Genomic DNA, 25843 nt, shown 5'->3' with positions numbered 1-25843 from the left:
ACCGTAACACTGCTTAAGCTCTAAAGAAAATTTAACCTACTGAGTGTTTTTTAAACACACTTTAATCTAAATCAACATGGCATCTGTATTCACATCCACATATAATGTGGCAAATTCAGAATTAAGGGGATCGTCAATGCGTCCAAGCGAAAGAACACCTAATCAAATTAGACCGGTTACGTTTACACGTAACTATACTTTGCATGCTGAAGGCTCAGTATTAGTAGAGTTTGGTAACACTAAGGTACTTTGTACCGCGACTGTTGAAGCTGGCGTGCCACGCTTTATGAAAGGCCAAGGTAAAGGTTGGGTAAACGCAGAATATGGCATGTTACCGCGCGCAACACACACACGTAACAGTCGTGAGGCAACGCGAGGTAAACAAGGCGGTCGTACAATGGAAATACAGCGTCTGATTGCTCGCTCTTTACGTGCAGCAATAGATCTAAAAGCACTCGGTGAAAACACAATTACTATTGATTGTGATGTAATTCAAGCTGATGGTGGTACACGTACAGCATCAATTAGTGGTGCATGTGTCGCACTCGTTGATGCACTTACTTACATGCGTGCAAAAGGGATGATTAACTCAAACCCACTTAAACATATGATCGCGGCTATTTCTGTTGGTATATATAAAGGCCAAGCGATTAGCGATTTAGAATACCTAGAAGATTCTGACGCTGAAACTGACATGAATGTAATTTTAACTGAAACCGGTAAAATTATTGAGGTACAAGGAACCGCTGAGGGTGAACCTTTCTCGTTTGACGAACTTGATGAGCTACTTACACTCGCTAAGCATTCAATTCGTGAAATTATTGATGTACAAAAGCAAGCACTAGCATAAATAGGTAACTGGCAATGAAAGAATATCAAAAAGAGTTTATTGAGTTTGCTTTAGAAAAGCAGGTATTAAAGTTTGGCGAGTTTACTTTAAAGTCTGGCCGTACAAGCCCATACTTTTTTAATGCAGGTTTGTTTAATACCGGTCGTGATCTTGCTCGCTTAGGTCGCTTTTATGCAGCGGCACTTGAAGATGCAGCAATTGAATATGATGTACTATTTGGTCCTGCTTATAAAGGTATTCCAATTGCAACAACAACCGCAGTTGCGTTAGCTGATCATTATAATAAAGATGTACCTTATTGTTTTAACCGTAAAGAGAAAAAAGCACACGGTGAAGGTGGTAGCTTAGTTGGATCTGAGCTTAAAGGTAAGATCATGTTAGTTGATGATGTGATCACCGCCGGTACAGCTATTCGCGAGTCAATGGAAATTATTGCGGATAATGGCGCAGATTTAAGTGGTGTTTTAATTGCACTTGATCGTCAAGAAAAAGGTAAAGCTGAGCTTTCAGCTATACAAGAAGTAGAGCGTGACTTTAATACTCAAGTAACTTCTATTGTTAAATTGGCTGATCTAATCAGTTACCTTGAAAATCAAGGAACCATGGATGAGCATTTAGCGGCAGTAAAAGCATACCGAGATCAATACGGTGTAGCATAAGTAAGAGCCTCGCAAAAGCGGGGCTTTATTTTGTTTAAAATTTAGCAGAACTCGCACGAATAGTTAAAGCGAGTTAATTCTCATAGTCGAGTGATTAAATCCAACTATAGCCATAAAAGCATTAGCAGATCGTATAAGTACAGAGATTAATGTTCCATCGGATCAAGCTAAAGATATAAGATCTGCAGAGGTTACTCTCCTATTGGTGATCATGATGATCATTCTTTCACACATTTAAGGGCTACCTCACAGTTAAACGCTTAAATACCGCGTTTATTGTTAATAAATTGATAGTTATGTTGTGTTTTTAGTATCTATCGTTTAAATATCCAGCGAACAGTCATTTATTTCAAGTTTTCTTCAAAAAAGGGTTGATCTGTTTTCGGATCTCCCTATAATGCGACCCCACTGAGACGGCAGACAGCAACGCTTAGCGAAGCACGAGCTACTCAGTGAGTCGAGTAAAACTTAGTTTCGAAAACTTTCAAGTTTAACAAAATTAAGTGTTGACAAAAAAATAGGAAAGCGTAATATGCGCAGCCCTAGCGAGATAAAGTTTAACGCTTTAATCGCAACGTTCTTTAACAATATAAAGCAATCATCTGTGTGGGCACTCGTGCAGATTGAGTTCTAACAGCCAAGCTACTTAGGTAGTGAGGCAAACAAATTTAGAGTCTCAATTTAAACTGAGTGACCAACAGAATAGTTACTTAGGTAATTATTCAGCACAGTCAATTCAATATCGAAAGATATTAAATAAATTCAGAATTCATTGAGCTGTCGAAAGACATAAAACTTTTTAATTGAAGAGTTTGATCATGGCTCAGATTGAACGCTGGCGGCAGGCCTAACACATGCAAGTCGAGCGGTAACATTTCTAGCTTGCTAGAAGATGACGAGCGGCGGACGGGTGAGTAATGCTTGGGAACATGCCTTGAGGTGGGGGACAACAGTTGGAAACGACTGCTAATACCGCATAATGTCTACGGACCAAAGGGGGCTTCGGCTCTCGCCTTTAGATTGGCCCAAGTGGGATTAGCTAGTTGGTGAGGTAATGGCTCACCAAGGCGACGATCCCTAGCTGGTTTGAGAGGATGATCAGCCACACTGGGACTGAGACACGGCCCAGACTCCTACGGGAGGCAGCAGTGGGGAATATTGCACAATGGGCGCAAGCCTGATGCAGCCATGCCGCGTGTGTGAAGAAGGCCTTCGGGTTGTAAAGCACTTTCAGTCAGGAGGAAAGGTTAGTAGTTAATACCTGCTAGCTGTGACGTTACTGACAGAAGAAGCACCGGCTAACTCCGTGCCAGCAGCCGCGGTAATACGGAGGGTGCGAGCGTTAATCGGAATTACTGGGCGTAAAGCGTACGCAGGCGGTTTGTTAAGCGAGATGTGAAAGCCCCGGGCTCAACCTGGGAACTGCATTTCGAACTGGCAAACTAGAGTGTGATAGAGGGTGGTAGAATTTCAGGTGTAGCGGTGAAATGCGTAGAGATCTGAAGGAATACCGATGGCGAAGGCAGCCACCTGGGTCAACACTGACGCTCATGTACGAAAGCGTGGGGAGCAAACAGGATTAGATACCCTGGTAGTCCACGCCGTAAACGATGTCTACTAGAAGCTCGGAACCTCGGTTCTGTTTTTCAAAGCTAACGCATTAAGTAGACCGCCTGGGGAGTACGGCCGCAAGGTTAAAACTCAAATGAATTGACGGGGGCCCGCACAAGCGGTGGAGCATGTGGTTTAATTCGATGCAACGCGAAGAACCTTACCTACACTTGACATACAGAGAACTTACTAGAGATAGTTTGGTGCCTTCGGGAACTCTGATACAGGTGCTGCATGGCTGTCGTCAGCTCGTGTTGTGAGATGTTGGGTTAAGTCCCGCAACGAGCGCAACCCCTATCCTTAGTTGCTAGCAGGTAATGCTGAGAACTCTAAGGAGACTGCCGGTGATAAACCGGAGGAAGGTGGGGACGACGTCAAGTCATCATGGCCCTTACGTGTAGGGCTACACACGTGCTACAATGGCGCATACAGAGTGCTGCGAACTCGCGAGAGTAAGCGAATCACTTAAAGTGCGTCGTAGTCCGGATTGGAGTCTGCAACTCGACTCCATGAAGTCGGAATCGCTAGTAATCGCGTATCAGAATGACGCGGTGAATACGTTCCCGGGCCTTGTACACACCGCCCGTCACACCATGGGAGTGGGTTGCTCCAGAAGTAGATAGTCTAACCCTCGGGAGGACGTTTACCACGGAGTGATTCATGACTGGGGTGAAGTCGTAACAAGGTAGCCCTAGGGGAACCTGGGGCTGGATCACCTCCTTATACGATTTAGAACTTATTTGTTCGTAGTGTCCACACAGATGATTGTTAGTTAGTTTGCTCTTTGAGTTGACTAATTAATATGCTCTTTAAAAATTTGGAAAAGCTGATAATAAAATTCGTATGAATACATTGTATTTGTACAGAGTTTTCAAAAGTAAAAAAGAATGATAGCAGTATCATTCAGTGCCATTTAATAAACGTTTCGTTTGTTGATTGGTATCTACTTTAGTATTCAATATTAACTTCTGGCGAAGTTAAACTGTCACAAAACAAAGACCCGTTTGGGTTGTATGGTTAAGTGACTAAGCGTACACGGTGGATGCCTTGGCAGTTGGAGGCGATGAAGGACGTATTAACTTGCGATAAGCCTAGTCAAGCTAGTAAAAAGCACTTGAGACTAGGATTTCCGAATGGGGAAACCCACCTGCTTGCAGGTATCGTTAACTGAATACATAGGTTAACGAGGCGAACGCGGAGAACTGAAACATCTAAGTACCCGTAGGAAAAGAAATCAACCGAGATTCCGATAGTAGCGGCGAGCGAAATCGGAACAGCCCTTAAGCTTATTATGTGTTAATGGAAGGCTCTGGAAAGTGCCACGATACAGGGTGATAGTCCCGTACATGAAAACGCATTTTAAGTGAAATCGAGTAGGTCGGAGCACGTGAAACTTTGACTGAATATAGGTGGACCATCATCTAAGGCTAAATACTCCCAACTGACCGATAGTGAACCAGTACCGTGAGGGAAAGGCGAAAAGAACCCCTGTGAGGGGAGTGAAATAGAACCTGAAACCGTGTACGTACAAGCAGTAGGAGCCCACTTGTTGGGTGACTGCGTACCTTTTGTATAATGGGTCAGCGACTTATATTTTGTAGCGAGGTTAACCGATTAGGGTAGCCGTAGGGAAACCGAGTCTTAACTGGGCGAATAGTTGCAAGGTATAGACCCGAAACCCGGTGATCTAGCCATGGGCAGGTTGAAGGTTGAGTAACATCAACTGGAGGACCGAACCCACTAACGTTGAAAAGTTAGGGGATGACCTGTGGTTAGGAGTGAAAGGCTAATCAAACCGGGAGATAGCTGGTTCTCCCCGAAATCTATTTAGGTAGAGCCTCGGACGAATACTTACGGGGGTAGAGCACTGTTAAGGCTAGGGGGTCATCCCGACTTACCAACCCTTTGCAAACTCCGAATACCGTAAAGTACTATCCGGGAGACACACGGCGGGTGCTAACGTCCGTCGTGAAGAGGGAAACAACCCAGACCGCCAGCTAAGGTCCCAAAGTCATAGTTAAGTGGGAAACGATGTGGAAAGGCCCAGACAGCCAGGAGGTTGGCTTAGAAGCAGCCATCCTTTAAAGAAAGCGTAATAGCTCACTGGTCGAGTCGGTCTGCGCGGAAGATGTAACGGGGCTAAACTATGCACCGAAGCTGCGGATTCAGAATTTATTCTGAGTGGTAGGGGAGCGTTCTGTAAGCGGTTGAAGGTGTACCGGGAGGTATGCTGGACGTATCAGAAGTGCGAATGCTGACATGAGTAACGATAATGCGGGTGAAAAACCCGCACGCCGGAAGACCAAGGGTTCCTATCCCATGTTAATCAGGGTAGGGTAAGTCGACCCCTAAGGCGAGGCCGAAAGGCGTAGTCGATGGGAAACGGATTAATATTTCCGTACTTGGTATAATTGCGATGGGGGGACGGAGCAGGCTAAGCAAGCATGGCGATGGTAGTCCATGTGAAAGTGTGTAGGCTAGTGACTTAGGTAAATCCGGGTTACTGTTAGGCTGAGACACGAGACGAGTCACCAAGGTGATGAAGTTGCTGATGCCATACTTCCAGGAAAAGCCTCTAAGCTTCAGATTATACCGAATCGTACCCCAAACCGACACAGGTGGTCAGGTAGAGAATACTAAGGCGCTTGAGAGAACTCGGGTGAAGGAACTAGGCAAAATCGTACCGTAACTTCGGGAGAAGGTACGCTCCGATTGGTGATGAGACTTGCTCTTTAAGCTGATTGGAGCCGCAGTGACCAGGTGGCTGGGACTGTTTATTAAAAACACAGCACTGTGCAAAATCGCAAGATGACGTATACGGTGTGACACCTGCCCGGTGCCGGAAGGTTAATTGATGGGGTTATCTTCGGAGAAGCTCTTGATCGAAGCCCCGGTAAACGGCGGCCGTAACTATAACGGTCCTAAGGTAGCGAAATTCCTTGTCGGGTAAGTTCCGACCTGCACGAATGGTGTAACCATGGCCACGCTGTCTCCACCCGAGACTCAGTGAAATTGAAATCGCAGTGAAGATGCTGTGTACCCGCGGCTAGACGGAAAGACCCCGTGAACCTTTACTACAGCTTGGCACTGAACATTGAACCTACATGTGTAGGATAGGTGGGAGACTTAGAAGCAGAGACGCTAGTTTTTGTGGAGTCGTCCTTGAAATACCACCCTTGTAGTTTTGATGTTCTAACGTTGGCCCCTGAATCGGGGTTACGGACAGTGCCTGGTGGGTAGTTTGACTGGGGCGGTCTCCTCCCAAAGAGTAACGGAGGAGCACGAAGGTTGGCTAAGTACGGTCGGACATCGTACGGTTAGTGTAATGGTAGAAGCCAGCTTAACTGCGAGACAGACACGTCGAGCAGGTACGAAAGTAGGTCATAGTGATCCGGTGGTTCTGAATGGAAGGGCCATCGCTCAACGGATAAAAGGTACTCCGGGGATAACAGGCTGATACCGCCCAAGAGTTCATATCGACGGCGGTGTTTGGCACCTCGATGTCGGCTCATCACATCCTGGGGCTGAAGTCGGTCCCAAGGGTATGGCTGTTCGCCATTTAAAGTGGTACGCGAGCTGGGTTTAGAACGTCGTGAGACAGTTCGGTCCCTATCTGCCGTGGGCGTTTGAGAATTGAGAGGGGTTGCTCCTAGTACGAGAGGACCGGAGTGAACGAACCGCTGGTGTTCGGGTTGTCATGCCAATGGCATTGCCCGGTAGCTACGTTCGGAACTGATAAGCGCTGAAAGCATCTAAGCGCGAAGCAGGCCTCGAGATGAGTTCTCACTAGACTTTTAAAGTCTCTGAAGGGCCGTTGAAGACTACAACGTTGATAGGCAAGATGTGGAAGTGGTGTGAGCCATTAAGCTAACTTGTACTAATTACCCGTGAGGCTTAACCATACAACGCCAAACGCGTTTTATGTGATAGTGAAACAAGCGAAGAAGTTAATATAACTAAAGTAGATACTTGAAGACTTTATTATCAGAAATTCCAAATTTTAGTAAGGTCGATTAAATCGAACTTACACCAAATTTGCTTGGTGAAAATAGCGTTTTGGACCCACCTGACCCCATGCCGAACTCAGCAGTGAAACGAAACAGCGCCGATGATAGTGTAGCATTTGCTATGTGAAAGTAGGACATTACCAGGCTCCAAATACAAGAAAGCCCGACTAGAAATAGTCGGGCTTTTTTACGTCTGCAGGAAAGTAAAAATATTAGCTATAAGCCGTCAGCTGCACAGCGTTAACTTGACCACTGTATCATGGGTTGAGTATCTCGAAACCTATGGGTAAAAGAATGCGACGACCACCTCAGAGCCTAATATATACTCTACCGCTGTAGGGACCGCGACATTCTATTGCGTTGTCGCTAAGAATAACGTATCAGCATCAGGTAGCAAATCCATATAAATTGGTAATAAATACTCAAATAAGGGGGTTGCGCCCTTATTCTGATTGATACATTTCTGATCTTACTTGAAAAAAAACCAATGAGCCCAAAGTCTACTTAATCAACACTTATTTTTATAGAGCCTATCATGTCGTTATTACCTTCATCTTCCAGCGTTAAGCAATTCGTATATTTAGCACAGCAAATAAGAGAGCATGAGGGTAATGCTGCAAAAGCCAGTGGTTGTGATCTGTTTACCCTAATGGAACGAGCGGGGCATGCCGCATTTTTAAATTGGAAATCATTCAATGCACAGCAGACTCTAGTACTCGTAGGGAGTGGCAATAACGCAGGAGATGGCTATATTGCGGCTAGCCTTATTAAACAAGCCGATAGACATGTAGTGGTGTGTGCCGTAGATGAAAATAAAGAATTAACCGGCGATGCTGCAAAAGCACAAAAGCGCTGGATTGATGCCGGTGGTGAAATTTGTAACTTTAGCGCTGATGCACTCGATGAGTGTGATGTAATCATTGATGCATTACTGGGCACTGGTCTTGAAAATACGGTACGCGATAATGTTGCCACTATAATTAAAGCGGCGAATGAAAGCACTAAACCAATACTCAGTATTGATGTGCCATCAGGTATAAATGCTGATACAGGCCAACCTTTAGGTATTGCAATTAAAGCCACTAAAACAATTACTTTTGTAGGGGTAAAACAAGGGTTAACAACGGCTGCGGGTAAACAGTATGTTGGTGAACTTATCTTTGATGACTTGGCTATTGGCGAGTCATTCGTAGAATTAGCAAGCCCTTCGGGTAAGCTTATTAATATCAATATTTTTAAAGGCTTAGGCCCACGTGCTTTGAATAGTCATAAAGGTAGTTATGGAAAATTACTGTGTATTGGTGGGAATCAAGGAACGGCAGGTGCTATCAGCTTAACAAGCGAGGCAGCGCTTAGAGCTGGTGCTGGAATGGTCAGAGTGCATACCCATGAAAGCTCAATTATGCCAGTCAGTTTTGGCCGACCAGAGCTTATGGTAAGTAGTAATAACTTGCAACACGCATTGGAGTGGGCAAGCTGTGCTGTTATTGGCCCAGGCCTTGGACAAGACGAATGGGCAAAAAATAACTTTAATCAAGTCATTGAGTATTGTACACGCAATAATATGCCTTTAGTTATTGATGCTGATGCACTTAATTTACTCGCTAAACAAGCTTCACCGAAAATGCCCACGCGGTGTGTACTTACCCCGCATCCGGGCGAAGCCTCTCGATTATTAAAGGTGACGACTGGGGAGATAGAGTCTGATCGGTTCAGCTATGTTCAACAATGTGCTAAACGTTACTCAGCAGTTTGTGTTTTAAAAGGCGCAGGAACTTTAATAGCCGATGGTAAGCATACTTGGGTTTGTGAAGAAGGAAGCCCTGCGCTTGCTGTTGGCGGTAGCGGTGATGTTCTTACTGGTATTGTAGGGGCATTACTTGCTCAAGGGTTAGATTGTGCTGAGGCGACTTGCTATGGTGTTACACTGCATGCTAAAGCGGGTGATATTGCTGGGCAAAAAAATGGAGAGCGAGGTATGCTACCTAGCGATCTGTTTTGTATAGTGAGGCGGTTAATTAATAATATAAAACCATAAGATAAAAGCATTCATATTAATTTTGTTCTTTTTTTGATAAATCCATTAACCTTCTTATACTTAGTTAACGCTGTTGGTTGTAACTGAGGTTAAAAATGTTAATACAGAAAAAAATGTATGCGGGAAGCTTATTACTTATCGTTTTCTCTTTGCTCGTTTTAACCGTAATTATGCAATGGGTGATAACGCCTATTATAAAAAATGAAGCTATTTCTGCAGCTAAGTTACAGGCTAAAGTAATCGGAGAATCATTTGCTAAGGATTTAGGAAAAAGTGCAGCATTAACTAAAAGCTTATCTGTTGTTGCTCAAACACTTCCCCTTGATAAAGATCAATTTATTAAAAATTTGGCACCGTTAATTGCTAGTGGTACAGGTATTGCCGGTGGTGGAATATGGCCAGAGCCAAATATGTTAGATGCATCAGCACAAAGGGCATCTTTGTTTTGGGCTAAGGGCGATAATGGTCAATACACTTTATTAGATGACTACAACCAAGCTGATAGCAGTCCATATCAACAAGAAAGCTGGTATACAAGTGCTGCTAACGCTCAACCAGGCGTATGTGTTTGGTCTGAGGCTTATGTTGATGCAGTCTCGAATGTGCCTATGGTAACTTGTTCCGTTAAAATTGAGCGTAATAATCAGTTTTGGGGAGTCGCTACTTTAGATATAGAGCTTTCTCATATTGAAAAGTCACTACTTGCTGAAAACCAAGCAACCGGTACCTACAGTTTTATTATTGATAGTGCGCAGCAGTTTGTTTCTATTCCTGCATTTAGAGATACGAATTTAGCCATGCTAAATTTTTCACAAGCTGTAAGTAAAGATAGCTCTTTACAGCCTTTAGTTAACGCCTTGAAAAATGAAGATAGACTCGTAGCTGAGTTTAGTTCAGGTGTCATAAAGGGGGATAGCTCAATTCTAGTGACATTCTCACTGCCGGAGCAAAAGTGGCGCTCTGGCGTGATAATTCCAACAGCGATTGCAAAAAAAGCAGCTAATACGCTGACATATTATTTGTATGGTTCATTCATTGTACTCATTGTTATATTTATATCGGCATTATTAGTATTTGGTAAGCGATTAGTTGAGCAAATAGAGCAGACTTCGGCGCAAGTTAGGTCATTAATGCAAGGGCAAACAGATTCTAAATTACCAATATCAGGGGATGATGAAATGAGTCATCTTTGCGAAGCTATTAATGATTACGGTGATCATCTTATTAAAATTCTTGGGCTGATTAAAGAAGAGGCGGCCTCAGTAAAAAACAATGCTGAATCTATTGATAACTTGAGTAGTAATAGTCAGCAACGCGCACATGAACTAATGCAAGAAAATGAACTGTTAGCCACGGCTATCAATGAAATGTCGATAGCGGCTTCATCGGCATCAAAAGATATTGGTGGCGTTGCAGATATTACCGCTAAGTCATCAGATCTTGTAAACTCTGGATTTAATGTTATTGAACAAAACGCAGAATCTATCCAGCTGTTGTTCAATAAACTAACTGAGTCGTCCAATGCAATATCACAAATCTCTGAAGATTCACAGCAGGTTGGTTCGGTATTAGATGTGATTATGAATATCTCTGAGCAAACTAATTTGCTTGCGCTTAATGCTGCTATTGAGGCTGCTCGTGCTGGTGATTCTGGAAGGGGGTTTGCGGTCGTTGCTGATGAAGTTAGAACACTGGCACAAAGAACGCAACAATCAGCTGGTGAGATTGAAACCATGATAAGTCAGTTACAACAAGCGGCTGCAAAAGGAGTCAGTGTTATTCAAGAATGCCGAGAGTTCTCAGAAGTGGTCAATGATCGTTCAAATACAACACGCACGCAATATGAAAATATAGTTGATGCATTTAACGACATTAAAGGGCGCTCAGCAAGTATTGCCGTAGCCACAGAAGAGCAGGCTCAAGTAACCGTCAATGTTAAAAAACTAGCGGAACGGATCCGAGAAATATCAGGGCAAAATGCTGCCGATGCCGAAGACTTTAGAGAAGTAAGTAAAGCCTCTAATAGTCAAGCACAAAGGCTATACGACATTAGTCAGCAGTAACTCAATATAAAAAATCCAAGCCTTGCTTGGATTTTTTATATAAATTTGTTTATTAATTTAAAATTATGAGGATTTAAAAGTCTATCTATGAAGCTCGCCAGCTCTTTCTGGTTGATAAGTTACCTCTTTAATAGTTACTGTTATTAACCCACCGCCTGGCTTTGGCCATTCAATTTGATCTCCCTGTGAAAGGCCAAGTAATGCACTACCAACAGGGGCTAAGATTGATATTTTGTTGCCACTTGAGTCAATATTCTTCGGGTAAACAAGCGTTAAAGTAAACTCCTCACCTGTAGATTCAACAACAAAGTTCACTGTTGAATTCATGGTTACCACGGTTGAGGGAACTTCGTGTGGCTCAACGATGTTAGCCCTACCAAGTTCTGCTTCAAGTTCTTTTTCACCCGCAAAACTGTTCGCAGGTAACGATTCCATTAGCGCATACAATCGATCTGCATCCAGTGATGAGATGATTATTTCAGGTTTAGTATTCAACTTAATATCCTTAATCATGTTAAATAAAATTTACTCTGGGTATAGCTTGCAGGAACTCAGTTGCATTGGAATACACTGAGATAATTTTATTGTTGTCTTAGTGAATTTATTTTATCTTTATTGCTAAAAACCCAGCCGAAGCTGGGTTTTTATTTGAGCTAGGTGTGTGAGGGGATGATTACATCATGCCGCCCATACCACCCATGCCGCCCATGCCACCCATATCAGGAGCGCCCGCTTCTTCTTTAGGAATTTCAGCGACCATTGCTTCTGTGGTGATCATTAGACCGGCAATCGATCCTGCAAATTGTAATGCAGAACGGGTTACTTTCGTTGGATCTAGGATACCCATTTCAATCATGTCGTTGTATTCGCCAGTGGCTGCGTTGTAACCGTAGTTACCTTCACCGCCTTTCACTGCGTTAATAACAACAGATGCTTCGTCGCCTGCGTTTGTAACGATTTGACGAAGTGGTGCTTCCATTGCACGAAGTGCCACTTTAATACCGTGGTTTTGGTCTTCGTTATCGCCTAGTAAGTCTGCTAATTTGCTAGCAGCACGCACTAAGGCAACACCGCCACCTGGTACTACGCCTTCTTCAACCGCTGCGCGAGTTGCATGTAATGCATCTTCAACACGATCTTTTTTCTCTTTCATTTCAATTTCAGTAGCGGCACCTACTTTGATTACTGCAACACCGCCAGCTAATTTAGCCATGCGCTCCTGTAGCTTTTCTTTATCGTAGTCTGAAGTCGCTTCTTCAATTTGTGCTTTGATTTGTGCAACACGGCCGTTAATGCCGTCTTCTTCACCAGCACCATCAATGATTGTTGTGTCATCTTTAGTGATTACTACACGTTTAGCTGTACCTAAGTCTTCAACCGTTGCTTTTTCAAGCTCAAGGCCGATTTCTTCAGAAATCACAGTACCGCCAGTTAATACCGCGATATCTTGTAGCATTGCTTTACGGCGATCGCCAAAACCAGGTGCTTTAACCGCTGATACTTTTACAATACCACGCATGTTATTCACTACTAGTGTCGCTAACGCTTCACCTTCAAGGTCTTCTGCGATGATGAGCAGAGGTTTACTTGCTTTAGCAACCGCTTCTAATGTTGGTAATAATTCACGGATGTTAGATATTTTTTTATCTACAAGTAAGATAAATGGGTTATCTAGCTCAACCGCGCCTTTTTCAGCGTTGTTGATAAAGTATGGAGATAAGTAACCACGGTCAAACTGCATGCCTTCTACAACATCTAATTCGTTTTCAAGTGATTGCCCTTCTTCAACCGTAATAACACCTGTGTTACGGCCTACTTTTTCCATTGCATCAGCAATGATTTCACCAATTTCTTTATCAGAGTTAGCTGAAATAGTACCTACTTGTGCAATCGCTTTAGTATCAGCACATGGAACAGAAAGCGCTTTAAGTTCTGCAACTGCAGCAATGATTGCTTTATCAATACCGCGCTTAAGATCCATTGGGTTCATACCCGCAGCAACCGCTTTAAGACCTTCGTTTACAATAGACTGAGCAAGCACAGTTGCGGTAGTGGTACCGTCACCAGCAGCATCATTTGCTTTAGACGCTACTTCTTTAACCATTTGTGCGCCCATATTTTCAAACTTGTCTTCAAGTTCGATTTCTTTTGCTACAGATACACCATCTTTGGTGATCACAGGAGAGCCAAATGATTTGTCTAATACAACGTTACGACCTTTAGGGCCTAATGTTACTTTTACTGCATTTGCTAGAATATTTACGCCAGTTAGCATTTTTGCACGTGCGTCGCCTGCAAACAGTACTTCTTTTGCTGCCATGTTTAATTTCCTCTAAATTCTTAAAATGTGTGTTAAACGAAAAGTAGGTTTAGCCTACAATGCCTAAAATATTGTCTTCACGCATGATCAGGTACTCTTGACCTTCGATCTTTTCTGTTTTTTCAACATATGAGCCAAATAACACAGTGTCACCGGCTTTCACTTCTAATGCTCGAACGTCACCGTTTTCTAAAACGCGACCATTACCTACGGCAACAACTTCTCCGCGAGTTGATTTTTCAGCTGCAGAGCCAGTTAATACAATACCGCCAGCAGACTTGGTTTCTTCTTCTAGACGCTTGATGATTACGCGATCTTGTAAAGGACGAATGTTCATGTTTTTAGTTCTCCTAACAGTTTCTGAACAGTACAGAAAAAAGTGTATCTAATTTGCTTTCATTAATGGGGGTGGAGTGAAAAATTCCAAGAGAAAAAATGATAAATTTTTAATCTTTTCGCTCGTATTCACCATCTATGGTCTTAGGGCGGTTTTCATCTTGCTCGTGATGCATTGATTGATGAGTTTGCGAAAACCCTGAAGTGCCAGTTTGATGCATGCTGGCGCTCATTCTTACAGTTGCTTGACTAGCAAGTCCTGCAGCCAATTTGTTTCGAATAGCAGGGGTAAGGAGTAGTAATCCAAATACATCTGTCATAATGCCGGGTGTTAATAAAAGTACCCCTGCAATAATTACGCAAATACCGGTAAACAATTCTTTAGCAGGCATTTGCCCTTGAGCCATTTGCATTTGTACGTTTTGTAGTGCGCCCATTCCTTGCTGTTTCACCATTTTTGCACCCACAATGGCGGTTAGTACCACTAAAGCGATTGTTGCAAAGCCACCTATCACGTCACTAACCTGAATTAGTAAGGCAATTTCAATAATAGGGATGATGATAAACAGCAAAAATAAAATTCTAAACATAAGACTCTCTAAAAAAATGACACTTATTAAGGTGCTAATGAAATATAAGTGAGGGTTGTCGGGTCTATTTTCAAGCTAATAAGAGTAAGTAATAAACTTTAGTGTTAGTTGAGTTAAAGGTAGCGGGTTTAAATCAATTTACTGCAAAGACCCAAAATGCAGACAGAGTTCGTGTCTACACATTATACCCGCTATCAGCTACTATGGGGCTAGACCCCTGTAAACAAGTAAAGGTTCACTATGACAACGCAATTTAAACTTATTTTTACCACTTGCAAAGATAACGATGAAGCCCGTTTATTGGCTATGGCGCTAATTGAAAAGAAATTAGCTGCTTGTGTAAATATTTTACCGGCCATGACTTCTATTTACATATGGGAAGGTGAAGTAGCTGAAGCAACTGAAGTAAAGCTGCTAATTAAAACTAAGGCTGACAAAATGAACGATGTATTTTTAACCTTAAAAGATCTTCACAGCTACGAAGTACCAGAAATACAAGTTGTTGATGTAGCAACGGGTAACTTGGCTTACTTTAATTGGATGGACGAGGTGCTTCATTAATGCGCTTTATTTTATTTTTTTTATTAAGCGTATTAATGGCGCCTGCTTGGGCGGCACAAAATACCCTTGATGATTTTCTAAAACCGACTCAGCACACATTTTTACCGGTAAATGAAGCGTTTGTATTTGATTTTGACCAGCAAGGAAGTACGTTATTTGTTGGTTGGGATATCGCTGATGACTATTACCTATATAAAGATAAAATAGAAATTATTGCCAAAGGTGCCAGCATTGACGTGCCTGAGTTGGGCGCTGGTGAAATAATTGAAGATGAATTTTTTGGCAAAACTGAGGTGTTTTTAAATTCTCTTAGCGTTATCAGCAAACTAAGTAATGTGAGTGAAGATGGCGTTGTTAAGGTGCGTTATCAAGGCTGTGCAAAAGCAGGGCTGTGTTATCCACCTGAAATCATCAGCATTCCATTAAGTGTACTGGCAAGTGAAACTAATACTAATGACAATACCGCAGCAAGCAGTGCATTTGCAGCACTTAGCCAATCTGCAGAAAAACCAGCAACTGGATCAACACCTGATAAAGAGCTCACATTTACAGAGCAGTTAGCCAGCCAAAGCTTAATGGTTAACTTAGCTATTTTCTTTGCCGTGGGTGTGGGTTTGGCATTTACACCGTGTGTATTTCCGATGTTCCCTATTTTATCTAGCTTAATTGCGGGTCAAAAGAACCTATCTACCAAAAAAGCATTTGCCCTATCATTTGTTTATATTCAAGGCATGGCGGTTACCTATGCAGCATTAGGGCTTGTGGTTGCTGCGTTAGGCGGGCAAGTGCAAGGCTATTTACAGCATCCATATGTATTAATTAGTTTTAGCTTATTGTTTGTACTGCTGGCTATGTCGATGTTTGGTTGGTACGAAATAAAGTTACCCAACGGCATGATGAACAAGCTAACCCAAGTGAGCAACAACCAAAAAGGCGGTAACTATATTGGGGTGTTCTTGATGGGGGTTTTATCAGGGCTTATTGCATCACCTTGCACTACAGCGCCTTTATCAGCCGCATTATTATTTGTGGCACAAAGCGGCGATTACCTAGTCGGCGGGCTAACACTTTACGTACTGAGTTTAGGTATGGGGCTACCGCTGTTATTATTAGGTACATCGGGAGGTAAGCTATTACCGAAAGCTGGCGGCTGGATGGAACAAGTCAAAACCTTATTTGGTTTTATTATGTTAGTTGTGCCACTTATTTTGCTAGAGCGCATTATAGATATTGAAATTATTATGCTTATGGCAGGCTTATTAGCTATCGCCACAGCGCTTTATTTCCATTATTGGCAAAGCGCTCAAGCACAAGGTAAATTAAAAACCTTATTGTGGTTTATGGCTGTTTTATTAGTGCTTACCGGCTTTAATTTAACCAAAAACTATTTTTGGCCAACACAAGCCGTGAGTTTACAAACAACCTCGCAAAACAATGAGTTTAAACATGTTGCCAATTTAGCTGAGCTTAAACAAGCCGTATCACAAGCAAATAGCGAAGGGCGCATGGTTATGGTGGACTTATACGCTGACTGGTGTGTAGCGTGTAAAGAGTTTGAGCATTACACCTTTCCCGACCCGCAAGTACAAAGTGAGTTTAGCCATTACCAACTGATTCAAATTGACTTAACCCAAAGCGATAATGAAACAATTGAGCTAATGGAAGCATATTCAGTGTTTGGTTTACCGAGTATTTTATTCTTCAATACTCAAGGTGAAGAGCTAAGTGCACAACGTGTTACTGGCTTTTTAAATGCGGATGATTTCGCTAAGCACCTTGCTGCAGTGCGTGCCAGCGCTGAATAACCATTCTATATGGCACAACATGATTGTTAATGTTGTGCCATTATTCCCCCCTCAAGATTCGTCCCCAAAATAGAGATTAGACCAGTATTTTGCTGCTATTTACTTCGAAATCACTATAATAGTTGGTTAACGTGAGAAATTGTTGCTATCTTACTTTTTTCAGCTTACTTTTTAGTGAAAAATTAGTTGGTAACCGCTTAACTCATTACTTATAGGATATATCGCGTATTATGGCTGCAAAATTAAAGATTTTAGTTATAAATGGCCCAAATTTAAACATGCTAGGAAAGCGTGAGCCCGATAAGTACGGTTCGCACTCTTTAGAGCATATTATGAGCGAGTTAAATAGCGCTGCTAATAGTTTAGATGTGGCGTTAACGCATTTTCAAAGTAATAGTGAGCAAGCGCTCATTGAACGCATTCATGATGCTTGGCAAGCGGTTGATTACATCATTATTAACCCTGCAGCATTTACGCACACAAGCGTCGCATTACGTGATGCATTGCTAAGCGTTGATATTCCGTTTTTTGAAGTGCACTTAAGTAATGTGCATGCACGTGAAACGTTTCGCCATCATTCTTATTTTTCTGATGTGGCGCAAGGCGTTATTTGTGGATTAGGTGCAATGGGCTATCACGCTGCTTTACATGCAGCGGTGAGCCGATTGCAAAACTCAAACTAAATTTAAACTAACAAACTAATAGGCGGGTCGTTTATGGATATTCGCAAGATCAAAAAACTAATTGAATTAGTAGAAGAATCAGGTATTGCAGAACTAGAAATCACTGAAGGTGAAGAATCAGTACGTATTAACCGTAACAACATGAGTGCCGGTCCTGCGTACGCGCAATTTGCTCCACAGCAATATGCTCCAGCACCCGCTCCTGCGGTTGCACCAGCAGCACCTGTAGCAGAGTCTGAAGTACCAGCGGCAGGTCCTACAGGACACCAAGTTAAATCACCTATGGTAGGTTCTTTTTACGCAGCAGCTTCTCCAGAAGCGCCAGCATATGTTGAAGTCGGTTCACAGGTTAAAGTTGGCGACACATTATGTATCGTTGAAGCAATGAAAATGATGAACCAAATTGAGTCAGATAAAGCCGGTACAGTAAAAGCTATTTTAGTAGAAAACGGCGAGCCAGTAGAATTTGATCAACCTTTATTCATCATTGAATAATAGCGCAACGTAAAAGGCCAACTCTCATGTTAGATAAAGTAGTCATTGCAAACCGAGGTGAAATTGCACTTCGTATATTGCGCGCCTGCAAAGAGCTTGGGATCAAAACGGTTGCTGTGCATTCAACGGCGGATCGCGATCTTAAGCACGTATTACTAGCAGATGAAACCATCTGTATTGGTAAACCAGCAGCAACTGAAAGTTACTTAGACATTCCACGCATTATTGCCGCAGCTGAAATAACTGATGCGGTCGCTATTCACCCAGGTTATGGTTTTCTTGCTGAAAATGCCGACTTTGCCGACCAAGTTGAGCAAAGTGGCTTTGTATTTATTGGTCCTCGTGGCGACACTATTCGCCTAATGGGGGACAAAGTATCAGCTATCGAAGCGATGCGTAAAGCCGGTGTTCCATGTGTGCCAGGTTCTGATGGTCCGGTATCGGATGATAAAGAACGCAACATGCAAATTGCGAAGCGTATTGGTTACCCGGTAATTATTAAAGCAGCTGGCGGCGGCGGTGGTCGTGGTATGCGTGTTGTACGCAACGAGGCTGAGTTAATCAACTCGATTGCGCTTACGCAGCAAGAAGCTAAGCAGTTCTTTGGCAACAGCATGGTTTACATGGAAAAATTCCTTGAAAACCCACGCCACATTGAAGTACAAGTATTGGCCGATGGTCAAGGTAACGCGGTTCATCTAGGTGAGCGTGATTGTTCAATGCAACGTCGCCACCAAAAAGTAGTGGAAGAGGCGCCAGCACCAGGGATTACTGCAGAAGTACGTAAGTTCATTGGTGAGCGTTGTACACGTGCATGTATCGAAATTGGTTATCGTGGTGCAGGTACGTTTGAGTTTTTATACGAAAACGGCGAGTTTTACTTCATTGAAATGAATACCCGTATTCAGGTTGAACACCCAGTGACTGAAATGGTTACCGGTGTGGATTTAATCAAAGAGCAGCTAAAAATTGCCGCTGGTCAGCCATTATCATTCACTCAAGACGACGTTGTTATTCGTGGCCACGCTATTGAGTGTCGTATTAATGCTGAAGACCCTGAAACCTTTATTCCATCGCCAGGTAAAATCACCCGCTTTCATCCAGCTGGTGGTTTAGGTATTCGTTGGGACAGCCATATTTATGCTGATTACACGGTACCGCCACATTACGATTCTATGATTGGTAAGCTGATCACTTACGGTGAAAACCGTGATGTTGCTATTGCCCGTGCTCGTAATGCACTCAATGAGCTGGTAATCGACGGTATTAAAACGAATACGCCATTGCATAAACGCATTCTTGCAGATGAAAACTTCAAAAACGGTGGTACAAATATCCACTACCTTGAGAAGAAATTAGGGCTGTAAAGTCTATGCTAATTAAAAACCGGCTCAGGCCGGTTTTTTTATCTTTAAAAAAGAGGCAGTATCACCTTAAATAAATAATCTGGTATGATTAACAAATATGCGCTTTTCGTAAATTTTGAGGTAATCATGTCGTGTAGTTTTGATTTTCATTTAGTCGATGAAAATGCCACTGTTGCTATGGGTAATAAATTAGCTGCCATAATAGAACAGGGCGCAGTTATTTATTTGCATGGTGATTTGGGGGCCGGTAAAACGACATTTACTCGCGGTATAGTGCAAGGTTTTGGTCATACAGGTAAGGTTAAAAGTCCCACTTATACACTTGTTGAACCTTACGAGCTTGTGCGTGGCAATGTCTATCATTTTGACTTATACCGATTAGGTGACCCAGAAGAGCTTGAATTTATGGGAATTCGTGATTATTTTTCAGAAACGGCAACTTGTATTGTTGAGTGGCCGGAAAAAGGCGGAGAATTTATTCCTGTTCCCGATCTAAATGCTACGCTAAGTTATGTAGGTGATGAGCGTAAAATTGTTATTAACAGTGCTAGTGAGCGTGGTGTAGCAATTGTCGAAAAACTAAATAATAGATAATAAAATAGTTAAGGCAGTGATTATCAAAATGAGTCGTGGTTTAGTTAAACTTTTTATTTACCTCATGGTTTTTACAGTGAGCTTGCCATTGTGGGCGCAAAACACTATTAATAGTGTGCGTGTCTGGCCATCCCCTGATAGCACCCGGGTGGTGTTTGATCTCGACGATAAACCCGATTTCAGCTACTTTATGCTAAAAAATCCAAGCCGTTTAGTGGTTGATTTAGAAAACACTGATGAGTTGAAAACATTGCCAGGTGTGCCACCAAAACACCAAATTGTTAGTAAGTTACGTTACTCAAAACCTAAAAATAAACACAGCGTGCGTTTAGTGTTTGAATTAAATGGGCCAGTTAAACCAGTTATATTTGCACTAGCCCCCACAGGCCCTTATAAAAATAGATTGGTGGTCGATTTATACGATAAAAGCCAAGCTAAAGGTGCAATTACCCCTGCGCAAACGGCGGCAAAAAAACGCCAATTAAGCCAAGAGCGCGATATTGTAATTGCTATTGATGCAGGGCATGGCGGTGAAGACCCTGGCTCCATTGGCCCATCAGGCACTTACGAAAAAGACATTACACTGCAAATTGCCAAGCGTTTAGAGCGGATGATTGATGCTGAGCGAGGCATGATTTCGCGTATGGTTCGCAGTGGCGATTACTTTGTAAAACTCAATACACGTACCAACCGCGCACGTCAGAAAAAAGCAGACTTTTTTGTTTCTATTCATGCAGATGCGTTTACCAGCCCTGGGCCAAATGGTGCTTCTGTTTGGGTGTTGTCGCTGCGACGTGCCAATTCAGAAATTGGTAAATGGATTGAGGATAAAGAAAAACACTCTGAGTTACTTGGCGGTGCTGCCGATGTAATTAAAGATGCTGCAAATGAAAAGTACTTAGCGCAAGCCTTGCTTGATATGTCGATGGATCACTCCATGAAAACCGGCTTAAACGTGGCTGAGGAAGTAGTTAAAGAGCTACGAAAGGTGGCTAAACTTCATAAAAAAGAGCCGCAACATGCCAGCCTTGCAGTATTAAAGTCGCCAGATATTCCGTCTATTTTGGTTGAAACTGGGTTTATCTCTAATCCACGTGAAGAGCGACTGCTTAAAAGTGCCAATCATCAAGAGCGCTTAGCTAAAGCCATGTTTACCTCAATTAAAAATTACTATTTACGTAACCCGCCTGACGACTCACTGTTTGCGTCATTAAAGTCTCAGTATCCAACAAAACATAAAGTACGTCCTGGTGAGTCACTGAGCATGTTGGCAGGTCGATATGGCGTGAGTATCAGTAAAATAAAACAAGTTAATAAGCTCAGTTCAAATACGCTATTTATTGGTCAGGAACTTGATATTCCTCAGAGTTAATTTTAAAAGCGCACACATTTAAGGTTGTTATGAGTATTGAAATATTACCTGCGCGCTTAGCAAACCAAATTGCGGCGGGTGAAGTTGTTGAGCGTCCCGCATCGGTGGTTAAAGAGTTAGTAGAAAACAGCCTTGATGCAGGCGCGACACGTATTCAAATAGATATTGAACGCGGGGGCCACAAGTTAATTCGTATTCGCGACAATGGAGCGGGTATTGCAAAGGGTGAGCTCACATTAGCGCTCTCTCGCCATGCAACCAGTAAACTAAAGTCCCTAGACGACCTAGAAAATATTTGTTCTCTTGGTTTTAGGGGGGAAGCCTTAGCATCTATTAGTTCGGTATCTCGCTTAACCTTAAGCTCTAAACCCGAAAATCAAGAAGCTGCGTGGCAAGCCTTTGCACAAGGCCGAGATATGGCCGTAGAGGTAAAGCCGGTTGCTCACCCTAGTGGCACCACAATTGAAGTTAAAGATTTATTTTTTAACACCCCAGCAAGACGTAAGTTTTTACGCACTGAAAAAACCGAATTTAGTCATATTGATGAGCTTATAAAGCGTATTGCGCTGAGCCGTTTTGATGTATCAATTACATTAACCCATAATGAAAAAGTTGTGCGCCAGTATCGCGCTAAAACTGATCCTGCTCAAGCGATTACGCGAGTCGCACAAGTGGCGGGTAAAGCGTTTGCTGAGCAAGGATTGCATATTCAATCGGGTGAGGCTGGGTTGCAACTACACGGTTGGGTATTGCCAGTTGGATCGGCTAATAGTACTCAGTATACCTATGTAAATAATCGTATGATGCGCGACAAACTTATTCTGCATGCTATTCGTCAAGCATTTGAAGAGGTCAGTGGCGAGCAAGAACTTCCCGGATTTGTGATTTACATAGATATAGACCCACGCCAAGTGGATGTTAACGTGCACCCGGCAAAGCATGAGGTACGTTTTCATCAAGGTCGTTTGGTACATGACTTTATTTTACAAGCTATTAAACAAGTTGTGGTGCCACTTCAAGCTGAGTTTGTTAATTCGCCAGCCGCTCACGCTCATCATTCACCAGTTACATCGTTTAACCAAGAACACACTTCCAGTAGTGAACTTTTTGATTATCCTAAGTCGTCATTACAACCAAGTCATTCGCCATCTACAAGTAGTGCCTCTTATGGTGGCGGTCGTCAAGGTGCGGGTAGACAGGTGCGTACTGAAAGCCAAAATTACCATGATGTGAATGCGTTTTATCAGGGCGTGAATGAGCAACAAGCGCAGCACTTTGATACTGCGGCAGCATTTGTACAATCTAATGAGACGCAAGTATCAGATACAGCACTGCGCACTGTCGATATAATAAGCATTGAACAGGGCGTTTGCGTGTTCAATAATGAAAATCAACTTTATTGTTCACACTTTAAATACGCATTAGCGGATGATTGGCATACACAAATAAAAGAGCATGGCAGCCTTGAAGGTAAAGCACTCCTATTGCCTGTGCGTGTCAACGTATCAAAACAAGACACGGCGCTTCTTGCTGCTCAGCAGTCTTGGTTTACCTTACTAGGTTTTGAGTTATTAATAGAAAAGCAGTTTGTTATGGTAAAGAAGCTGCCTACAAGCCTGTACTTATTAGATGTAAGTGCTGCAATAGATGCATTGCTTGAGGGATGTAAGGCTCAGCTAGCAAGTATTGATGAATGGCTACAATGGCAGGTAAATATAATTCCCGCACGGTTCTATGCGAGCAATGCCTTTTTAGAGCAGCAAGCGCGCTTACAAAATAATCCGCAAACAATTGAACGCTTGCGAGAAAAAGCAGTTAAAATAGATCTAAACTCTTATCTAACGCAATTTAATTAAGGTATTCGTGTTGAGTAATTTACCGGTCATATTTTTAATGGGCCCAACCGCTGCTGGTAAAACAGCATTGGCAATTTCACTGTGTGAGTATTTAAATACTGAGATTATTAGCGTTGATTCTGCGCTTGTTTATAAAGGTATGGATATTGGTACGGCTAAGCCTGATGCCGACGAATTAGCTCGTGCCCCACATCATTTAATTGACTTACTTGATCCGAGTGAAACGTATTCGGTTGCTGATTTTAGACGTGATGCTATAGAAAAAATTGATAAATTTCATCAACAAGGTAAAGTGCCTGTATTGGTTGGAGGTACAATGATGTACTTCAAAGCGCTAATTGATGGGTTGTCGCCATTACCTGAAGCCGATGCAAACGTTAGAGCCGAACTAGAAACACAAGCTAAAGAGCATGGCTGGCCTTATTTATACAAAGAGCTGGTTAAAGTTGATCCGCAAGCAGCACAAAAGATGAGTGAAAATGATTCGCAGCGAATTAATCGTGCTTTGGAAGTTTACCGTATAACAGGTAAAACGATGACTGAATTGCAAAAGCAAAAACAGCCAGCATTACCCTATACTTTTCATCAATTTGCAATTGCACCCGATGATCGCAGTGAATTACATCATCGAATTGAAGAAAGGTTTAAAATAATGATTGAACAGGGGTTTGAAAAAGAAGTTTCGACCCTATATCTACGTGAGGATTTACATCCCAATATGCCTTCTATTCGTTGTGTAGGTTATAGACAGATGTGGGATTACCTTGCGGGTGAAATTGATCATGATGAAATGATTTTTCGCGGCATTGCAGCCACACGTCAATTGGCTAAACGTCAATTAACGTGGTTAAGAAGCTGGCCTGATGTTACATGGTTAACAACAGGTGATGAAGAAAACTTGCATCGTGTAGTAAGTTCGCTAAGCTAGTAGTAGTTGGACAAAATTTATCTTTGTTAAATCAGTTCAGCCACTTAATTATAATAACACCTAGAACGAAGGAATAATAACATGGCAAAAGGCCAATCGTTACAAGACCCATTTTTAAATGCACTACGCCGTGAGCGCATTCCAGTATCAATTTTTTTGGTAAATGGCATAAAATTACAAGGTAAAATTCAGTCATTTGACCAATTTGTAATTTTGCTGGAAAACACTGTTAACCAAATGGTGTATAAACATGCAATTTCTACAGTTGTACCTGCACGCGCAGTCAACTTCCAAGGTGTTCAGGGAAATGAAGACACTGAAGAACCTGAAGCTGGAAACTTTTAAATTAGGAGCGTAATGCTTGTTTGACCGCTATGAATCTGGCGAACAGGCAATTTTAGTCCATATCGACTTACCTAAAGAGGGGGATCGTGAAGATCTCCACGAATTAGAAATGTTGGTATCTTCTGCTGGTGTTAGTAGTTTGGCGGTTGTGCAAGGCAGCCGTCAAGCACCACATCCGAAGCTATTTGTCGGTACCGGCAAAGCAGAAGAAATAGCTGAAATTGTCAAAACCCACAATGCCGATGTTGTCATTTTTAACCATCAGTTAAGTCCGTCTCAAGAACGTAATTTAGAGCGTGTTTGCCAATGTCGGGTGCTTGATAGAACCACACTTATCCTTGATATTTTTGCTCAGCGCGCACGTACTCACGAAGGTAAACTTCAAGTTGAGTTAGCGCAGCTTCGTCATATGTCGACTCGTTTAATCCGAGGTTGGACCCACCTTGAACGCCAAAAAGGCGGTATTGGTTTACGTGGTCCTGGTGAAACGCAGTTAGAAACCGATCGACGTTTATTACGTGCACGTATTAAAAATATACGCGCCCGTTTGGCTAAAGTTGGCGTACAACGTGAGCAAGGTAGACGAGCACGTACTCGTAATGAGATCCCAACGGTTTCTTTAGTGGGTTATACTAATGCGGGTAAATCAACCTTATTTAACCGTATTACAAATTCTGATGTGTATGCCGCTGATCAGTTGTTTGCAACACTAGACCCAACCTTACGCAAATTAGATATTGGCGATGTTGGTTCGGTTATTTTAGCCGATACTGTAGGGTTTATTCGCCACTTACCGCATGACTTAGTGGCTGCATTTAAAGCAACGCTGACAGAAACGCGAGAGGCTGATTTACAATTACACGTGATAGATGTAGCTGACCCTCGTCGAAAAGAAAATATTGAACAGGTACAAGAAGTACTCAAAGAAATTGAAGCTGATGATGTACCGCAATTACTTGTATACAACAAAATTGATGCGCTGGATGATGTAACCCCACGTATTGATCGCGATGACGAAGGCCAACCTATAAGGGTATGGTTATCAGCAAAAACAGGTGAAGGTTGCGAGCTGTTAAGTGAGGCTATTAGTGACTTACTAGCTAAAAAGATGTTGAGTGAAACTTTACTACTGGCTCCTCAGTATGGACGTTTAAGAGCATCTTTATTTAACTTAAGTGCAGTACATAACGAACGTTTTGATGAGCAAGGTAATTGGTTGCTAGATGTGCGATTACCTATGATTGAGTGGAATCGTTTGATTAAAGATTTTGGCCCAGAGATTGAAAGTTTTATTAGCTGCGACTAAAAACTGAAAGATTAATGTCGGTTTTAGTATAAGAAATGCATAAGATTTGTTAGATTT

20 protein-coding genes and 3 rRNA genes are annotated in these 25843 nt (G+C 42.4%); 19 read left to right on the top strand and 4 right to left on the bottom strand.

Translation table 11 applies throughout. From position 1 onward, the window contains the following. The first annotated feature begins 136 nt into the window (after positions 1–136). From rph to KK487_RS14085, 8 genes are all read left to right on the top strand, one after another. Entirely contained in the window at positions 137–850 is a 714-nt protein-coding gene (gene rph, locus KK487_RS14120; RefSeq protein ID WP_008111261.1) for a ribonuclease PH, read from the top strand. Between the two features lie 14 nt (positions 851–864). Then, a complete protein-coding gene (pyrE, locus tag KK487_RS14115) occupies positions 865–1509 on the top strand; it encodes an orotate phosphoribosyltransferase (RefSeq protein WP_128583659.1) in 645 nt (214 codons plus the stop codon). Positions 1510–1615: 106 nt separating this feature from the next. After that, positions 1616–1747, top strand: coding sequence for a diacylglycerol kinase (locus KK487_RS18645; RefSeq protein WP_128860837.1), 132 nt, complete (start codon positions 1616–1618; stop codon positions 1745–1747). 562 nt (positions 1748–2309) lie between these two features. Further along, positions 2310–3843 (top strand): 16S ribosomal RNA (locus KK487_RS14105). Between the two features lie 292 nt (positions 3844–4135). Further along, a 23S ribosomal RNA gene (locus KK487_RS14100) occupies positions 4136–7022 on the top strand. Between the two features lie 136 nt (positions 7023–7158). Then, positions 7159–7273 (top strand): 5S ribosomal RNA (gene rrf / locus KK487_RS14095). Together the 16S, 23S and 5S rRNA genes form the textbook arrangement of a ribosomal RNA operon. 389 nt (positions 7274–7662) lie before the next feature. Further along, complete coding sequence (locus tag KK487_RS14090) at positions 7663–9165, top strand: NAD(P)H-hydrate dehydratase (RefSeq protein ID WP_128583727.1); 1503 nt, start codon at positions 7663–7665, stop codon at positions 9163–9165. A 95-nt stretch (positions 9166–9260) separates the two neighbouring features. After that, entirely contained in the window at positions 9261–11228 is a 1968-nt protein-coding gene (locus tag KK487_RS14085; RefSeq protein ID WP_128583726.1) for a methyl-accepting chemotaxis protein, read from the top strand. An 81-nt stretch (positions 11229–11309) separates the two neighbouring features. On the opposite strand, the gene rnk is transcribed toward KK487_RS14085, so the two are convergent. The 4 genes from rnk to KK487_RS14065 all read right to left on the bottom strand — a co-directional run bounded on the left by rnk (position 11310) and on the right by KK487_RS14065 (position 14474). Then, a complete protein-coding gene (rnk, locus tag KK487_RS14080) occupies positions 11310–11723 on the bottom strand; it encodes a nucleoside diphosphate kinase regulator (protein ID WP_024601929.1) in 414 nt (137 codons plus the stop codon). A gap of 178 nt (positions 11724–11901) precedes the next feature. Further along, positions 11902–13548, bottom strand: a complete 1647-nt coding sequence (groL, locus tag KK487_RS14075; protein WP_013466037.1) for a chaperonin GroEL — start codon at positions 13546–13548, stop codon at positions 11902–11904. A gap of 49 nt (positions 13549–13597) precedes the next feature. Beyond that, complete coding sequence (locus KK487_RS14070) at positions 13598–13885, bottom strand: co-chaperone GroES (RefSeq protein WP_008113511.1); 288 nt, start codon at positions 13883–13885, stop codon at positions 13598–13600. Positions 13886–13994: 109 nt separating this feature from the next. Then, positions 13995–14474, bottom strand: a complete 480-nt coding sequence (locus KK487_RS14065; protein WP_013466036.1) for an FxsA family protein — start codon at positions 14472–14474, stop codon at positions 13995–13997. A gap of 240 nt (positions 14475–14714) precedes the next feature. Here KK487_RS14065 and cutA point away from each other — a divergent pair, with 240 nt between their 5' ends. The 11 genes from cutA (at position 14715) to hflX (ending at position 25786) form a co-directional block, all read left to right on the top strand. Beyond that, positions 14715–15035: a divalent-cation tolerance protein CutA gene (gene cutA, locus KK487_RS14060; protein ID WP_013466035.1), complete on the top strand. Its 321-nt coding sequence runs from the start codon at positions 14715–14717 to the stop codon at positions 15033–15035. Next, complete coding sequence (locus tag KK487_RS14055) at positions 15035–16840, top strand: protein-disulfide reductase DsbD (protein ID WP_058155320.1); 1806 nt, start codon at positions 15035–15037, stop codon at positions 16838–16840. Before cutA ends, KK487_RS14055 begins: the two co-directional genes overlap by 1 nt. A gap of 230 nt (positions 16841–17070) precedes the next feature. After that, positions 17071–17523 carry a type II 3-dehydroquinate dehydratase gene (gene aroQ, locus KK487_RS14050; protein WP_013466033.1) on the top strand — a complete coding sequence of 151 codons (453 nt, stop codon included), beginning with the start codon at positions 17071–17073 and terminating at the stop codon, positions 17521–17523. Between the two features lie 33 nt (positions 17524–17556). Next, positions 17557–18018 (top strand): acetyl-CoA carboxylase biotin carboxyl carrier protein, encoded by a 462-nt coding sequence (accB, locus tag KK487_RS14045; protein ID WP_013466032.1) that lies wholly within the window; start codon positions 17557–17559, stop codon positions 18016–18018. A 26-nt stretch (positions 18019–18044) separates the two neighbouring features. Continuing rightward, positions 18045–19385: an acetyl-CoA carboxylase biotin carboxylase subunit gene (accC, locus tag KK487_RS14040; RefSeq protein ID WP_013466031.1), complete on the top strand. Its 1341-nt coding sequence runs from the start codon at positions 18045–18047 to the stop codon at positions 19383–19385. 126 nt (positions 19386–19511) lie between these two features. Further along, positions 19512–19979 carry a tRNA (adenosine(37)-N6)-threonylcarbamoyltransferase complex ATPase subunit type 1 TsaE gene (gene tsaE / locus KK487_RS14035; protein ID WP_013466030.1) on the top strand — a complete coding sequence of 156 codons (468 nt, stop codon included), beginning with the start codon at positions 19512–19514 and terminating at the stop codon, positions 19977–19979. A gap of 28 nt (positions 19980–20007) precedes the next feature. Beyond that, positions 20008–21351 (top strand): N-acetylmuramoyl-L-alanine amidase, encoded by a 1344-nt coding sequence (locus tag KK487_RS14030; protein WP_024601933.1) that lies wholly within the window; start codon positions 20008–20010, stop codon positions 21349–21351. Between the two features lie 29 nt (positions 21352–21380). Then, positions 21381–23207, top strand: a complete 1827-nt coding sequence (gene mutL, locus KK487_RS14025) for a DNA mismatch repair endonuclease MutL (protein ID WP_024601934.1) — start codon at positions 21381–21383, stop codon at positions 23205–23207. A gap of 10 nt (positions 23208–23217) precedes the next feature. Further along, entirely contained in the window at positions 23218–24135 is a 918-nt protein-coding gene (miaA, locus tag KK487_RS14020) for a tRNA (adenosine(37)-N6)-dimethylallyltransferase MiaA (protein ID WP_028835550.1), read from the top strand. 81 nt (positions 24136–24216) lie between these two features. Beyond that, positions 24217–24480, top strand: coding sequence for an RNA chaperone Hfq (hfq, locus tag KK487_RS14015; RefSeq protein ID WP_013466026.1), 264 nt, complete (start codon positions 24217–24219; stop codon positions 24478–24480). Between the two features lie 16 nt (positions 24481–24496). Continuing rightward, positions 24497–25786: a ribosome rescue GTPase HflX gene (gene hflX / locus KK487_RS14010; protein WP_128583723.1), complete on the top strand. Its 1290-nt coding sequence runs from the start codon at positions 24497–24499 to the stop codon at positions 25784–25786. Positions 25787–25843: the final 57 nt, after the last annotated feature.

The organism is Pseudoalteromonas sp. SiA1, from assembly GCF_018732205.1.
Classification (GTDB): domain Bacteria; phylum Pseudomonadota; class Gammaproteobacteria; order Enterobacterales; family Alteromonadaceae; genus Pseudoalteromonas; species Pseudoalteromonas tetraodonis.
Note: the sequence above shows the minus strand (reverse complement) of the source record. Positions and strands in the feature narration are given on the sequence as shown.